The sequence below is a fragment of the Dickeya chrysanthemi NCPPB 402 genome (genome assembly GCF_000406105.1).
Classification (GTDB): Bacteria; Pseudomonadota; Gammaproteobacteria; order Enterobacterales; family Enterobacteriaceae; genus Dickeya; species Dickeya chrysanthemi.
Genome location: NZ_CM001974.1, coordinates 4,580,738 through 4,595,527 on the forward strand (window position 1 = coordinate 4,580,738; position 14,790 = coordinate 4,595,527).

Below are 14,790 nucleotides of genomic sequence, written 5' to 3' on the forward strand. Positions count from 1 at the left end.
AGCTTTGCCTCAGGCATTTTAGAAATAGCGCGCTATTGTACACGTATTAATCGAGCGACTGAACAAGATCACAATCATCTTCCACAAACAACCTGCTAATAACGGGTCTGTGATCCCTTTCACGGTGCAATAAAGCAGCACCCCACAAACAACAAGCACCAATTAAGTGCAATAACACCAAAATGGTGCACACAATTGGTGCAGTTAACTATCTTGGTGCAGTGCATGAGGACACAAAAAACCAGCAGGAATGCCGTTTAGAACTATTCTTAAAAGTTGGCACAGTTTTAGCTATATGTTTTGTACGGTAACAACATCATTCCACAACGATATTCGTTCCACGACGATAAATGACACAATCGGGAGAACCAAGTATGTCAGTAGAACACGTTTTGACGATGCTGAACGAGCATGAGGTGAAGTTTGTTGATCTTCGCTTCACGGATACCAAAGGCAAAGAGCAGCACGTCACCATTCCAGCCCACCAGGTTAATGCTGACTTCTTCGAAGACGGTAAAATGTTTGATGGTTCCTCGATTGGCGGCTGGAAAGGCATCAACGAATCCGACATGGTGTTAATGCCGGACGCGACTACTGCGGTTATGGATCCGTTCTTCGAAGAACCGACCCTGATCATCCGTTGTGACATTCTGGAACCGGGCACCATGCAGGGCTATGACCGCGACCCGCGTTCCATCGCCAAACGCGCTGAAGATTTCCTGCGTTCTTCCGGCATCGCCGATACCGTACTGTTCGGGCCGGAGCCGGAATTCTTCCTGTTTGATGACGTGCGTTTCGGCAGCAGCATCTCCGGTTCCCACGTTGCTATCGACGACATCGAAGGCGCCTGGAACTCCAGCACTAAATACGAAGACGGCAACAAAGGCCACCGTCCGGCTGTGAAAGGTGGTTACTTCCCGGTTCCGCCGGTAGACTCTGCGCAGGATCTGCGTTCCGCCATGTGTCTGACCATGGAACAAATGGGCCTGGTGGTTGAAGCACACCACCACGAAGTAGCGACCGCTGGTCAGAACGAAGTGGCCACCCGCTTCAACACCATGACCAAGAAAGCCGACGAAATCCAGATCTACAAATACGTCGTTCACAATGTGGCGCACGCCTTCGGTAAAACCGCGACCTTCATGCCGAAACCGATGTTCGGCGATAACGGTTCCGGTATGCACTGCCACATGTCTCTGGCTAAAGACGGTACCAACCTGTTCTCCGGCGACAAATACGGCGGCCTGTCTGAAACCGCGCTGTACTACATCGGCGGTGTGATCAAACACGCTAAAGCCATCAACGCCCTGTCCAACCCGACCACCAACTCTTACAAGCGTCTGGTCCCGGGTTACGAAGCGCCGGTTATGCTGGCTTACTCTGCCCGTAACCGTTCCGCTTCCATCCGTATTCCGGTGGTCTCCAGCCCGAAAGCACGCCGTATCGAAGTGCGCTTCCCGGACCCGGCCGCTAACCCGTATCTGTGCTTCGCTGCACTGCTGATGGCTGGCCTGGACGGCATCATCAACAAGATCCACCCGGGCGATGCCATGGACAAGAACCTGTACGATCTGCCGCCGGAAGAAGCGAAAGAGATCCCGACCGTAGCCGGCTCTCTGGAAGAAGCACTGAACGCCCTGAATGCAGACCGCGAGTTCCTGACCCGCGGTGGCGTATTCACCGACGACGCGATCGATGCTTACATCGAACTGCGTATCGCTGAAAACGACCGCGTTCGCATGACGCCGCACCCGGTTGAGTTCGAACTGTACTACAGCGTGTAATACCCCACGCCTGAACGGCAGGATGATGAAAATGATGTTCATACTGCCGTTTGATAGCTGTTTTTTATTTATGTTTATTTTTGTTGCCGTGGAAACTTTTCAGCCCATCTTCGGATGGGCTTTTTTCTCCACAATAGATTTTACAGTTGCGACTTAAACTACAATCCAGAATAGTGTGCACTAAAATGGTGCGGGAGTCTGCGTTATGGCAACAGGCACGCTGCCCGATGCTGGGCAGATCCTCAATTCTTTAATAAACAGCATCTTATTGCTAGACAAAGATCTGGCTATTCACTATTCCAACCCGGCGGCGCAGCAACTTCTGGCCCAAAGCTCACGCAAATTGTCTGGAACGCCACTGCCGGAGTTACTCGGTTACTTTTCATTGAACCTCGACCTGATGCGCGAAAGTCTCGACTCAGGGCAAGGCTTTACCGATAACGAGGTCACCATCGTGGTGGATGGCCGGGCACATATCATGTCGCTGACGGCACAGCGTATTCAGCACGACTTTATCCTGCTGGAAATGGCGCCGATGGATAACCAGCGCCGTCTCAGTCAGGAACAGCTACAACATGCCCAGCAACAGGCGGCTCGCGATTTGGTGCGCGGTCTGGCGCATGAAATCAAGAACCCGCTCGGCGGCCTGCGCGGCGCGGCACAGCTCCTGTCAAAAGCCCTGCCGGACCCGGCGCTGATGGAATACACCAAAGTCATTATCGAACAGGCCGACCGCCTGCGTAATTTGGTAGACCGGTTGCTCGGCCCACAGCAACCCGGCCTGCACGTTACGCAAAGCATTCACCAGGTTGCCGAACGGGTATTCCAACTGGTGTCGATGGAAAAAGCGGATAACGTGACGCTGGTGCGTGATTACGATCCTAGCCTGCCGGAACTGATGCACGACCCGGATCAGATTGAACAAGTGCTGCTCAATATCACCCGCAATGCCATGCAGGCTCTGGGTGAGGAGGGCGGCACCATTACCATCCGCACCCGCACAGCATTCCAGCTGACGCTACATGGCGTGCGTTACCGTCTGGTGGCCCGTATCGATATTGAAGACGACGGCCCCGGCGTGCCGGCGCATCTGCAGGATACGTTGTTCTACCCGATGGTAAGCGGTCGTGAAGGTGGCACCGGGCTGGGCTTATCGATTGCCCGCAACCTTATCGATCAACACTCCGGAAAAATTGAATTTAACAGTTGGCCAGGTCATACCGAATTCTCGGTGTATCTGCCCATTCGCCAGTGAGGTTCACGATGCAACGAGGGATAGTCTGGATTGTCGATGACGATAGCTCCATCCGTTGGGTGCTTGAACGTGCGCTTACCGGGGCGGGATTAACCTGTGCAACCTTTGATAACGGTACTCAGGCATTAAACGCGCTGACCACTCAAACGCCGGATGTCCTGCTGTCGGATATCCGTATGCCCGGTATGGACGGGCTGGCATTACTGCAACAGATCAAACAGCGCCACCCGATGCTGCCGGTGATCATCATGACCGCCCATTCCGATTTGGATGCAGCAGTCAGCGCTTACCAGCAAGGGGCTTTCGATTATCTGCCCAAACCGTTCGATATCGACGAAGCGGTAGCGCTGGTTGAACGCGCCATCAGCCATTACATGGAACAGCAGCAGCCGGTTCGCAGCCAGCCGATAAGCGGGCCGACTACCGACATCATCGGTGAAGCGCCGGCTATGCAGGATGTGTTCCGGATTATCGGCCGCCTTTCCCGCTCATCGATCAGTGTATTGATCAACGGCGAATCCGGCACCGGTAAAGAACTGGTCGCCCATGCGCTGCACCGCCACAGCCCACGTGCTAAAGCGCCTTTTATCGCACTGAATATGGCGGCTATCCCCAAGGATCTGATCGAATCAGAACTGTTCGGCCATGAAAAAGGCGCCTTTACCGGCGCCAATCAAATTCGGCAGGGGCGTTTTGAGCAGGCTGACGGCGGGACGCTGTTTCTTGATGAAATCGGCGATATGCCGCTCGATGTGCAAACCCGCCTGCTGCGCGTACTGGCCGACGGCCAGTTTTATCGTGTCGGCGGCTATGCGGCCGTGAAGGTGGATGTGCGCATTATCGCCGCCACACATCAGAACCTGGAATTACGGGTTCAGGAAGGTAAATTCCGCGAAGACTTGTTCCATCGTCTGAACGTGATTCGTGTTCATTTGCCGCCATTACGCGAACGTCGGGAAGATATTCCACGTCTGGCTCGTTATTTTCTGCAGGCGACCGCCAAAGAGCTGGGTGTGGAGCCGAAAAACCTACACCCGGAAACCGAGGCAGCACTCACCCGCTTACCCTGGCCGGGCAACGTGCGCCAGCTTGAAAACACCTGCCGATGGCTGACGGTGATGGCGGCGGGACAGGAAGTGCTGATTCAGGATCTGCCGCCGGAGCTGTTTGAAACCACGGCGCCAGACGCTACTGTGCACGTCATGCCCGACAGTTGGGCTACGCTGCTGGCGCAATGGGCTGACCGCGCGCTGCGTTCCGGTCATCAAAACCTGTTGGCGGAAGCACAACCGGAAATGGAACGTACATTGCTGACAACCGCATTACGTCATACACAAGGGCACAAACAGGAAGCAGCAAGACTACTCGGCTGGGGACGAAATACCCTGACGCGTAAACTCAAGGAACTGGGCATGGAATAACGCTCGTCGGGCGTTTTTTCATTACCAGCCACTCCCTAATAATGGCGAATTTAGCCTGCAATATAGCTGGAAAAATTCGCCGCTTCCCCCTAAAAACTCGCGTTGGTTTGCGCGTTGAGCTCCGCTTGCTACAACCTAAAAAGGAGACGACAGCGGATAGTTCACGCCATAAAATCATGCCGCCTCGATTTGCCATATAACGAATATATTTTGTACTTTACTTGCGCCGTGCCAGCAGTATGATCACGTCGCTGACTGGAGAGGGTAACCATGCTGGAATCCATTTTTTCTGCCGTGACGCACGGCGCTGAAATCAGCAGTGCGATGGGTCATTCATCGCAAACTGCGATTGCAGCCGTGTTATGTGCGGCGCTGATCAATTTCTTCAGCTAAATCACGCTGACATATACCCGAAAGATTCGAGTTGCAGGACAACATGTTCGTGTTGAACAACGTACTGCGGCTGGAAGTATGAAGGGGATAAATAAGAAAAGAGCCGGTCGTTATGACCGGCTCTTTTCTTTTGCCATGCCTATTTATCTTACCGACATAACGCCAGACACATGGCAGGCAATGCGTTTCGATTTCGTGCGAGATTAAATCACCCGGGAAAACTGACGCTCACGCATTTTGCTGCGCAAATAGATGTCAAAGCACATGCAAATATTGCGGATCAGCAGCCGCCCTTTCGGCGTCACCTGAATACGATCGGCCAGAATATCAACCAACCCATCTTGTGCCATTGGCGCCAGCAGCGCCAAATCCTCGCGAAAATAGTCACCGAACGACAGGCCATATGCCTGTTCAATCTCAGCAAACTCCAGTTGGAAATGGCAAATTAACGCCTTGACCACATCACGACGGATGCAATCATCACGAGTCAGGGATAAACCGCGCCATAACGCGTGACCGCGCTGTTCAACGTCAGCGTAGTACTGCTTCAATTCTTTCTGATTCTGGGCATAACTGTCGCCAATCATACTGATGGCGGAAACCCCCAGCCCCAGTAAATCGGTGTCGCCTTGGGTGGTATACCCCTGGAAATTGCGATGCAGTTTTCCTTCACGTTGCGCTACCGCCAGTTCGTCGTCCGGCCGGGCGAAATGATCCATACCAATGAACTGGTAACCCGCGGCGGTCAGGCTTTGAATGGTTTGCTGCAAAATCGCCAACTTTTGTTCCGCATCCGGCAGATCAGCGTCTTTAATCTTGCGCTGCGCAGCAAACAGGTTGGGCAAATGAGCATAATTGAATACGCTCAGGCGATCCGGACGCAGCTCCGCCACCCGCTGCAAGGTAAAGGCAAATCTGTCAGGCGTCTGCTTTGGCAAACCGTAGATCAAATCAATGTTGGTGGAGGCGAACCCCAGCGCTTTGGCCCGCTCGATCAGCGCAAAAATAAAGGCTTCGTCTTGCTCGCGATTAACCAGCCGCTGCACCTCTTTATTGAAGTCCTGCACCCCCATGCTAAGGCGATTGAACCCTTCGGCGCGCAAATGATCGAGCACATCCAATTCAATTTCCCGCGGGTCCACTTCCAGCGACATTTCCGCGTGTTCAGAAAAATGGAAATGCCGGCGAAGCAGCGCCATCAGGCGGCTAATCTGCGCTTTATTCAGGAAGGTTGGCGTTCCACCGCCCCAGTGCATTTGCGTAATAGTGCGGTTGGCAAACAACGGTGCGCGTTGATGTATTTCCAGCGCCAGCCGATCAAGGTATTCATCCGCTTTATGTAATTGCCGGGTCACCAGCTTATTACAGCCGCAGAAGTAACACAGGCGGTGGCAAAACGGGATATGCAAATACAGCGACAGCGGGCGGTGAGGATAACGGGCCACCGCCTGGACAAACGCTGCGTCATCATAACTGTCGCTGAATTCCAGTGCGGTAGGATAGGACGTATAGCGAGGCCCCGAATAGTTGTATTTCTGGATCAGGGCTAAATCCCAGTCAATAGCCTGTTCGGACATATGCTCACTCCTTCCTGTAACCGGTCCTCGCCGTACGACGTCGCGGCAATCGATGCTGCCCAGCCAGTACGGCACGCTGTAGCCTGCCTTTCCGTTTCGACAGGCGCCACAGTTTAACCAACAGACCAACCAAAAAACACAGAACGAATAAGGTTATGAGCAGAAACAGCGCTTTTAGCATTAATAACCGTCTTTAGGATTATTGCGACGCAGCAGTTGCAGCATATCTTCTTCTTGCTCGTCATCTTCTTCGTCATCATCCAGGCTGATGCCCAGTTGCTCCATCAGAATATCGATGCGATCCAGCGTCTCATCCAGCCAGGACTGGTCTTTAGCCGGCAGCGTTTCACCTTTCTCCAGCCTGTCCAGCAGTTCATCAAGACGCGGATCATTTTCCAGCATCTCCAGTTCTTCCTGCGGTGACAGACGAGCGGGTTTCTCTTTCGGCGTTAGCGGTGATTTCACCGGTGTAACGGTGCCTTCAGGCAGTAACGACACAGGTTTTTTACTGCCAATACGCGGGTCTGCCGCCTTGCCGGAAGCCGCATTTTGCTGATGGCCGCCGGATGGTTGGGCACGGCTTCCCGCAGCGTGGCCACGGTGTTTTTTCTGGCGTTTGCGGTCGCGAGCTTCAAGATCCAACTGCTCACGGCTTTTTCTTTTGGTTTTCGGTGCAGGAGCTTTGCGTCCCGCCTCTTTTGATGGTTGTTTCATAGCGTCAATCTCGGGTTCGGATGAGCAAAAATAGGGAGAATTGCGGCGGAATCTAGCAGAAAGCATACCAATAAAAAAGTGATCCAGGAGTTCTATACGGGTTTTATTTTTTCAGTTTGTTACGACGCGCCTTACCCGCTCAAAACAGATAAACGCCGCCTTTCTCATCAGTTACAGGTATAATCAGCTGTATAAAATCGTGATCCAGACAGAGACGCACATTGTGACCCAGCAATACAACTATCATATGACTCATTTCGTCACCAGCGCGCCGGATATCCGTCATCTTCCTGCCGACAGCGGTATCGAAGTCGCTTTTGCCGGCCGTTCCAATGCAGGTAAATCCAGCGCACTCAACACGCTGACCAACCAGAAAAGCCTGGCCCGTATTAGTAAAACGCCGGGTCGAACCCAACTGATCAACCTGTTCGAAGTAACCGATGGCGTACGTCTGGTTGATTTGCCCGGCTATGGCTATGCCGAAGTGCCGGAAGAGATGAAACGCAAATGGCAGCGAGCGCTTGGTGAATACCTGCAAAAGCGTAACTGTCTGAAAGGGTTGGTTGTATTAATGGATATTCGTCATCCGCTCAAAGATTTGGACCAGCAGATGCTAGAGTGGGCTGTTGATGTCGGGCTGCCTGTACTGGTACTACTGACCAAAGCGGATAAGCTAGCTCAGGGCGCCCGTAAATCCCAGCTAAACATGGTGCGGGAAGCAGTCTCGCCATTCATGGGGGATATTCAGGTTGAAACGTTTTCTTCGCTGAAAAAAACCGGTGTAGATAAATTACGTCAGAAATTAGATAACTGGTTCAGTACATTACCGCCAGCAGATGAGCAATCGCTCTCCGAATCAGAGCAGTAACCTTCCCAACAGTTTCATCGGCCTCTTTCTGGAACACCATTGTTAACCAAACAACTACCGGCAAATTTTTTTGTCGGTAGCATAAGATTTCGTTATCCAGAAAAATTTTATCCGAACAATAAAAAACGCCCCGATCAGAAACCTGACCGGGGCGGCTAACATTCAGCCAAATCCGATTACGTGAAGTAAAAGGTCTGAAAGATAGAACATCTTACCTCTGTACCCTACGCGTTTAACTCTACCCCATTTCTTTTCTGGAAAAAAGTATTTTTTGTTGTTTAATTTCATAAAAACCGACGGCAAATTAAACAAACTCAAACCAGGTCACACAATCATGTAGCTTAATTACAGAATTACGTATGATTTAGCTGAAAAAACCAACATAAAAAAGAAAGGCGATATTTCTGATGGCATTCAAAGCAAAAACCCATACAACTACCGAATTAGTTTGACTGACTTTTTCACCCAATAACTTAATGAGCTTGATCCCAATTACTACCGGTGCCGATATCCACCTGTAACGGTACGTCTAACTGCATACAACCTTCCATTAAGTTACGAATCTTCGCGCTGGCTTCATCAAGTACGGAATGATGCACTTCAAACACCAGTTCATCGTGCACCTGCATCAACATCGTCACTAATGGTTTTTCCTTTTGCAACCAACCATCAATGGCAATCATCGCCTTTTTGATGATGTCCGCTGCGGTGCCCTGCATCGGCGCGTTGATGGCGGCGCGCTCTGCTGCCTTACGGCTCATGGCATTACGGGAGTGAATATCCGGCAGATAAAGACGTCGGCCGTCCAGCGTAGAGACATATCCTTGCTCCGCCGCCTGCTGACGAGTACGCTCCATATACTCCTGTACGCCAGGATAACGCTCAAAATAGAGATTCATGTATTTCTGCGCTTCGTTACGCGGAATAGCCAACTGGCGGGACAAGCCAAATGCACTCATGCCGTAAATCAAACCGAAGTTGATGGCTTTAGCGCTGCGGCGCTGTTCAGTGGTCACCCTGTCGAGCGGCAAACCGAATACTTCAGCGGCCGTAGCACGGTGAATATCCAGACCATTGGAAAACGCCCTCAGCAATCCGGCGTCCCGTGAAAGATGCGCCATGATGCGTAATTCGATTTGTGAGTAGTCAGCCGCCAGAATATGGTATCCCTCTGGAGCAATGAACGCCTGACGGATACGTCTCCCTTGTTCATTGCGTACTGGAATATTCTGCAAATTAGGATCGCTGGAGGAAAGGCGCCCCGTTGCCGTTACCGCCTGATGGTACGAGGTGTGAACCCGTTTAGTCAGCGGATTAATCATCTGCGGCAACTTATCCGTGTAAGTGGATTTCAGTTTCGCCAATTCACGATGTTCTAAAATCAACTTCGGTAGCGGATGATCCAGCGCCAGCTCAGCCAGCACTTCTTCGTTAGTAGAAGGCGCTCCTTTCGGCGTTTTCTTGATGACCGGTAACTGCAGTTTTTCGTACAGAATGGTCCCTAACTGTTTAGGAGAAGACAGATTGAAGGCTTCGCCCGCTAACTCATGCGCCTGAACTTCCAGCTCAGCAAGACGTTGCGTCAGCTCCTGTGAATGCTCGCCCAAAATTGCGGTATCAATCAGTACGCCCGTGCGCTCCATGCGTGACAATACAGGCACCAGCGGCATATCGATATTCTGAAATACCTTGCGTAGTTCCTGCTGTGGCTCCAGTTTCGCCCATAACGTTTCATGCAAACGCAGCGTCACATCAGCATCTTCAGCTGCATAGACAGATGCCTGCGCCAGCGGAACCTGATCGAACGTCAGCTGTTTTTTGCCTTTACCAGCAATCTCTTCAAACGTGATGGTCTTATGCTGCAAATAGCGCTCTGACAGGCTGTCCATGTCATGCCGGCCAGCCACACTATCAATCACATAGGACTCCAGCATGGTATCAAATGCAATGCCGCGTAGATCGATGCCGTAGCGGGCCATCACGCCTTTATCAAATTTCAGGTTTTGCCCGATCTTGCGAATGCTGTCATCTTCCAGCAACGGTTTCAGCAGCGCCAGCACCCGATCACGCTCCAACTGCGTGGACATTCTCGTCGCAGGCGATACCGTGCTGCTGTAAATGTTACTGGAATACACTCTCGACGTAATATGACCTAATGGCAGATAAGCCGCTTCGCCCGGTTTAATCGCCAACGACACCCCCACCAGATTGGCGGTAAGGGTATCAAGACCATCGGTTTCAGTATCGAACGAGAACAGAGCGGCAGTTTTTATCCGTTCAAGCCAATCCAACAGCACTTTCTCATCAAGAATGGTGGCATAACCATCCTGAGACAGCACACTGGCCGCTTCTTTTGGCTCATCCTCCACTGCCGCCTTGACGAATGGCATGGCAGGCGGGTTCTTTTTATTGCCGCCTTGCAACCACTGCCCGGCTTCCACATCCGCCAGCCAGCGCTTGAACTCATAACGGGTGAACAGTTCGCGCAGTTCCGCCACATCCGGCTCATTCACCGTCAGCTGTTCACAACCCTGCTCCAATTCAACATCCGTTTTGATCGTAGCCAGCTTATAGGAAAGATAAGCCACCTCTTTATTCTGTTCCAGCTTGGCTGCCATGGTTTTGGCGCCACGAAAGGTCAGGCCCGCAATCCTATCCAGATCGGCATACAGGGCATCCAGCCCCCCCAGCCCCTGCAGTAACGCCTGCGCGGTTTTTTCACCCACGCCCGGCACACCGGGAATGTTGTCGGAGGAATCCCCCATCAGAGCCAGAAAATCAATGATCAGCGATGGTGGAATACCGTATTTGGCGCATACCTCATCCGGCCCCAGAATGGTGTTGTTCATGGTGTTGATCAGAGTGATGTTTGGCGTCACCAGTTGTGCCATGTCCTTATCGCCGGTGCTAATCAGAACCGGTTTACCCACACGCTCTGCCTGCTGCGCCAAGGTTCCAATCACATCATCCGCCTCTACGCCGGAAATGGAGAGCAACGGCAATCCCATCGCTTTTACCATACGGTGCAATGGTTCAATCTGAGCGCGCAGATCATCCGGCATCGGCGGCCGGTGAGATTTGTAATGCTCAAACAAATCATCACGAAACGTTTTACCCTTCGCATCAAACACCACAGCGACATGGCTGGGATGATATTGCTGCAATAAACTTCGCAGCATATTGAGCACGCCATACATCGCTCCGGTCGGCTCACCGGCGCCGTTGGTCAGCGGAGGAAAAGCATGATAGGCGCGGTAAAGATACGATGAACCGTCAACCAAAATGAGGGGGTTTTCTGCTATTTGAACCATGATATTTCGCGATCGTTGTTTTCTGCCATGGAGTAAAGGATGCCATAGCTGGCAGTCGGAGACGAATATTAACGTTCAAGCATTATGTTTTTTGCACAACCTCTCGCAAAAATACTGTGGATAACTTTGTGCATAGAAATTGAAAGACAATCAGCAGCAGTACCAATGGATGCAGACCCTATACGTAATTCATTGTTAATCAATACGTTAATAAAAAAAGATTAACATTATAGTTATATCAAAACGTTGTTATAAATGTGGATAGATATGGCGCCAGCGCGCACAGTGATAAGCAGAAATGTCCAAACGTCAATAGCAGGCAAGAATAAAAATGCCACACGCGGTAGGGCGTGTGGCACACAGAAAACGCAGAAAACTTATTTCTGAGAAACCAGGAACTTCACTACATCAGCATACTGTTTGACATAGTTATCCATAGAACTGGTATCAAGCCCGTCGCTTTTTACCATGTATTTTCCGTTCACGAATACCGCCGGCACACCACGCAGTTGCAAATCGGCTGCGGCTTTTTCCTGTTGCGCGACCAGAGATTTCACTACGAAGCTATTCAAGGCGCTGTCATAGTCTTCTGCTTTGACGCCAGCCGCCACAAACACCTGACGAATATCTTCCGGCTTTTTCACAGTCTGGGTCTTCTGAACGGCGTCAAACATCAATGGGCTGACTTTATCTTCCACCCCAAGAGCAATCGCAACCGCCCAAGCCTGAGTCATCTCTTTACCAAAATCACCCAAGAAATCAACATGATACTTGGTTATCTTGGTATCAGCAGGCAACGATTTCTGAATGGTTTCAGGAATGTGGTAAACCTGGGAAAACTGGTAGCAGTGCGGGCAGTAGAATGAGAAAAACTCCAGCACCTGGGGGGATTGGGGAGCCGGTTTACTCAGAGTAGCAAACTGTTTGCCATCGGAAAAATCAGCTGCTGACGCACTGAACGCCAGCACAATGCCAGCCAGCGCAAGCCATAATCTCTTCATATCAACATTATCTCCATAAGTGTCAGTACATCGGTGCCAGCTGTAACGGTGGTTCCTGCAACAGCCTTACCTGTTCAGTAAAAATAGCGGTCTGCTTTGCCCAAAAATCAGCTTCCTGCATCCATGGAAAACTGCGAGGAAAAGCAGGGTCATTCCAACGTCGTGTTACCCAGGCCAAATAATGAACCATACGCATCGCACGTAACGGCTCAATCAATGCCAGTTCTGCTTCATCAAAAGAAGCAAATTCACTGTAAGCATCCAGCAAAATATCCAGCTGGATGCGCTGTTCCCGGCGCTCACCATGTAACAGCATCCACAGATCCTGTACAGCCGGGCCATTACGCGCATCATCCAGATCGACAAACAACGGGCCATCGCGCCAAAGGATATTTCCGGGATGACAATCACCATGCAGACGTCTGGCCTGCCAGTTTGTATGCCAATGTAACTTCACTTCATCGATCAGTCGGGCTGTAGCCGCTAAAAATGGTACTTTCTGTACACCAGAAATCAGCGAGCTCTCCGTTAACGTAACCAGCGGATCATCCAGGTATTCCTGCACTCCAATATAAGGACGAGTTGAAAACAGATTTCGTCCACCGGTTTGATGAATTCTGCCAAGATAGCGTCCGACCTCTTCTAACTGCTGGTCATTGTCCATCTCATACTGACGACCGCCAACACTGGGAAACACGGCAAACCAGAAGCCATCATGCTCATGTAGCGTATTACCCTGTAGCACCAGCGGTGCCACCACCGGTACTTCATCATCAGACAACTCAGCCGCAAAACGGTGCTCTTCGCTAATCTGGGCGGCATCCCAACGTTGGGGCCGATAAAACTTCACCACATAACGTTTACGGTCTTCATCACTGAACTGATAAACCCGATTCTCGTAACTATTAAGTGCTGTCAGGCCGGAATCAACGCGAATACCCACTTCCCAGAGCGCATCCATGATGAGATCCGGCGACAAGGTATGAAAGTTGAACACTGCGTCATGCATGACAGGCATAACTCCATTGCATCAGGCTATGACCACTAATCTTTGATAACACCACGGGCGCGCAATAATGCGGTTTTGAAATCTTCTTCATAATCTTTCTGCAAGCCAGGAATAGGCTGCGCGCTATCCGCGCCACGTAACTTTAAATGATAAATAAGGATATCATCAGTCAAATCACTAAGCGCCCCCTCGAACCCGGCTTCCTGTGCAAGTTTTTGTAAAAATTGCACCAAATTCAGATCAGGTTCTCTTTGCCAGGCTGGGTGCAATAGCTCAATCAACTCATTTACACGATGGCATTTCATTATTACTACCTCAAACATTAATGATGGTTTATCTAGTATGGGGAAAGGGCTTGGCCTTGCGCCATACTTTTCCGACAATAACGCATTAAACATGATGGATACCAAAGCGATGATAACAGGTGTGATTCTGGCTGGCGGCCAGTCATCCCGTATGGGTGGCAACGATAAGGGACTGATTGAACTGGAAGGCAGACCGCTCTATCAACATGTTCTGGATCGCCTGAAACCCCAGGTCGATACCCTGCTCATCAACGCTAACCGTCATCAGGAATGTTATCGACAAAGCGGTTATCCGGTGATCGGTGATATCAACCATGATTTTTCTGGTCCGCTGGCCGGTGTTTTTACCGGACTAAGCGTCGCTAAAACAGAATGGGTGGTATTCGTTCCTTGTGATGTCCCCGCGCTACCCTGCGATTTGGTTTCCCGCCTGTTGAACTTCAGTGACGGTCATCTTGTCGCCTATGCTACGGATGGAGTACGCCAGCACCCGACGTTATTGTTGATCCATACGTCACTGATTGGAAAGCTGGAGGCCTACCTGAGCAACGGCGACCGAAAACTGATGTTATTTCTGGAGCAGGTGACGGCAAAAGCCGTTTCTTTTGCGGACCAGCCTTTATCATTCCGTAATCTTAATACACCAGAGGATCTTGCTCACTGGCAGGAGCAGACGCATGACTGACATACCACTTCTGGCAATCGCTGCCCACAGCGGCACTGGTAAAACCACATTATTGAAGCAGCTCATTCCCTTACTAAACGCAATGGAGATCCGGGTTGGCATTATCAAACATACTCACCACGATATGGATGTCGATAAACCGGGCAAAGACAGTTATGAACTACGCAAAGTCGGTGCCAATCAAACTCTGGTTGCCAGCAACACTCGCTGGGCACTGATGACCGAGACACCAGAACCACAAGAACCCGACTTGTTTTTTCTGGCCGGCAGAATGGATAGTTCAACGCTGGATTTAATTCTGGTCGAAGGCTTCAAACACGAACCCGTCGATAAAATCCTGCTTTACCGCCACCGGCCCGGACATCATCAGGAGCCGGACATCGATGCCTGCACGCTGGCCGTGGCCAGCGACAGACCGTTGACGCTCGCCCTGCCCTGTCTGGACCTCAATCAGCCGGCACAGATTG

14 protein-coding genes are annotated in these 14,790 nt (G+C 51.1%); 7 read left to right on the plus strand and 7 right to left on the minus strand.

Annotated features, from left to right (window positions below):
* Window positions 1–374 precede the first annotated feature (374 nt).
* From glnA to DCH402_RS22560, 4 genes are all read left to right on the plus strand, one after another.
* Window positions 375–1,784, plus strand: coding sequence for a glutamate--ammonia ligase (gene glnA, locus DCH402_RS20315; RefSeq protein ID WP_015848445.1), 1,410 nt, complete (start codon window positions 375–377; stop codon window positions 1,782–1,784).
* Between the two features lie 205 nt (window positions 1,785–1,989).
* On the plus strand, window positions 1,990–3,039 hold the full coding sequence (gene glnL / locus DCH402_RS20320) for a nitrogen regulation protein NR(II) (protein WP_033568900.1): 1,050 nt from the start codon (window positions 1,990–1,992) through the stop codon (window positions 3,037–3,039).
* An 8-nt stretch (window positions 3,040–3,047) separates the two neighbouring features.
* Entirely contained in the window at window positions 3,048–4,460 is a 1,413-nt protein-coding gene (glnG, locus tag DCH402_RS20325; protein ID WP_015848447.1) for a nitrogen regulation protein NR(I), read from the plus strand.
* A gap of 270 nt (window positions 4,461–4,730) precedes the next feature.
* A complete protein-coding gene (locus DCH402_RS22560) occupies window positions 4,731–4,853 on the plus strand; it encodes a YshB family small membrane protein (protein ID WP_015848448.1) in 123 nt (40 codons plus the stop codon).
* A gap of 203 nt (window positions 4,854–5,056) precedes the next feature.
* Here the strand turns inward: DCH402_RS22560 and hemN are convergent, their stop codons facing one another.
* Both hemN and yihI read right to left on the minus strand, forming a co-directional pair.
* The gene (gene hemN, locus DCH402_RS20330; protein WP_040003159.1) at window positions 5,057–6,430 is read right to left on the minus strand and encodes an oxygen-independent coproporphyrinogen III oxidase; all 1,374 of its coding nucleotides are present in this window, start codon (window positions 6,428–6,430) and stop codon (window positions 5,057–5,059) included.
* Between the two features lie 180 nt (window positions 6,431–6,610).
* Window positions 6,611–7,144 (minus strand): Der GTPase-activating protein YihI, encoded by a 534-nt coding sequence (gene yihI, locus DCH402_RS20335; RefSeq protein WP_040003161.1) that lies wholly within the window; start codon window positions 7,142–7,144, stop codon window positions 6,611–6,613.
* 223 nt (window positions 7,145–7,367) lie between these two features.
* Here yihI and yihA point away from each other — a divergent pair, with 223 nt between their 5' ends.
* Window positions 7,368–8,012, plus strand: a complete 645-nt coding sequence (gene yihA / locus DCH402_RS20340; RefSeq protein WP_200864866.1) for a ribosome biogenesis GTP-binding protein YihA/YsxC — start codon at window positions 7,368–7,370, stop codon at window positions 8,010–8,012.
* 162 nt (window positions 8,013–8,174) lie between these two features.
* Here the strand turns inward: yihA and DCH402_RS23475 are convergent, their stop codons facing one another.
* The 5 genes from DCH402_RS23475 to DCH402_RS20360 form a co-directional block, all read right to left on the minus strand.
* Window positions 8,175–8,222 carry a spot 42 RNA, inhibition of DNA synthesis gene (locus DCH402_RS23475; protein WP_071892919.1) on the minus strand — a complete coding sequence of 16 codons (48 nt, stop codon included), beginning with the start codon at window positions 8,220–8,222 and terminating at the stop codon, window positions 8,175–8,177.
* A 263-nt stretch (window positions 8,223–8,485) separates the two neighbouring features.
* The gene (gene polA, locus DCH402_RS20345) at window positions 8,486–11,323 is read right to left on the minus strand and encodes a DNA polymerase I (protein WP_040003163.1); all 2,838 of its coding nucleotides are present in this window, start codon (window positions 11,321–11,323) and stop codon (window positions 8,486–8,488) included.
* 377 nt (window positions 11,324–11,700) lie between these two features.
* Window positions 11,701–12,324, minus strand: a complete 624-nt coding sequence (gene dsbA / locus DCH402_RS20350) for a thiol:disulfide interchange protein DsbA (protein ID WP_040003164.1) — start codon at window positions 12,322–12,324, stop codon at window positions 11,701–11,703.
* Window positions 12,325–12,346: 22 nt separating this feature from the next.
* The gene (locus DCH402_RS20355) at window positions 12,347–13,333 is read right to left on the minus strand and encodes a serine/threonine protein kinase (protein WP_040003166.1); all 987 of its coding nucleotides are present in this window, start codon (window positions 13,331–13,333) and stop codon (window positions 12,347–12,349) included.
* Between the two features lie 35 nt (window positions 13,334–13,368).
* Window positions 13,369–13,638, minus strand: coding sequence for a YihD family protein (locus tag DCH402_RS20360; RefSeq protein WP_040003168.1), 270 nt, complete (start codon window positions 13,636–13,638; stop codon window positions 13,369–13,371).
* Window positions 13,639–13,747: 109 nt separating this feature from the next.
* Here DCH402_RS20360 and mobA point away from each other — a divergent pair, with 109 nt between their 5' ends.
* Together mobA and mobB are read left to right on the plus strand one after the other, a co-directional pair.
* On the plus strand, window positions 13,748–14,323 hold the full coding sequence (mobA, locus tag DCH402_RS20365) for a molybdenum cofactor guanylyltransferase MobA (protein ID WP_040003784.1): 576 nt from the start codon (window positions 13,748–13,750) through the stop codon (window positions 14,321–14,323).
* Window positions 14,316–14,790, plus strand: a 475-nt coding sequence (gene mobB, locus DCH402_RS20370; protein WP_040003169.1) for a molybdopterin-guanine dinucleotide biosynthesis protein MobB, incomplete at its 3' end; no start/stop codon positions are given. The genes mobA and mobB, both read left to right, overlap by 8 nt.

What these genes read in the sequence shown, in the direction of transcription:
- mobA (WP_040003784.1), top strand. Translation starts at nt 13,748, where the DNA reads ATGATAACAGGTGTGATTCTGGCTGGCGGCCAGTCATCCCGTATGGGT.
- glnG (WP_015848447.1), top strand. Translation starts at nt 3,048, where the DNA reads ATGCAACGAGGGATAGTCTGGATTGTCGATGACGATAGCTCCATCCGT.
- glnL (WP_033568900.1), top strand. Translation starts at nt 1,990, where the DNA reads ATGGCAACAGGCACGCTGCCCGATGCTGGGCAGATCCTCAATTCTTTA.
- DCH402_RS20355 (WP_040003166.1), bottom strand. Translation starts at nt 13,333, where the DNA reads ATGCATGACGCAGTGTTCAACTTTCATACCTTGTCGCCGGATCTCATC.
- polA (WP_040003163.1), bottom strand. Translation starts at nt 11,323, where the DNA reads ATGGTTCAAATAGCAGAAAACCCCCTCATTTTGGTTGACGGTTCATCG.
- yihI (WP_040003161.1), bottom strand. Translation starts at nt 7,144, where the DNA reads ATGAAACAACCATCAAAAGAGGCGGGACGCAAAGCTCCTGCACCGAAA.
- dsbA (WP_040003164.1), bottom strand. Translation starts at nt 12,324, where the DNA reads ATGAAGAGATTATGGCTTGCGCTGGCTGGCATTGTGCTGGCGTTCAGT.
- DCH402_RS20360 (WP_040003168.1), bottom strand. Translation starts at nt 13,638, where the DNA reads ATGAAATGCCATCGTGTAAATGAGTTGATTGAGCTATTGCACCCAGCC.
- hemN (WP_040003159.1), bottom strand. Translation starts at nt 6,430, where the DNA reads ATGTCCGAACAGGCTATTGACTGGGATTTAGCCCTGATCCAGAAATAC.
- DCH402_RS22560 (WP_015848448.1), top strand. Translation starts at nt 4,731, where the DNA reads ATGCTGGAATCCATTTTTTCTGCCGTGACGCACGGCGCTGAAATCAGC.
- glnA (WP_015848445.1), top strand. Translation starts at nt 375, where the DNA reads ATGTCAGTAGAACACGTTTTGACGATGCTGAACGAGCATGAGGTGAAG.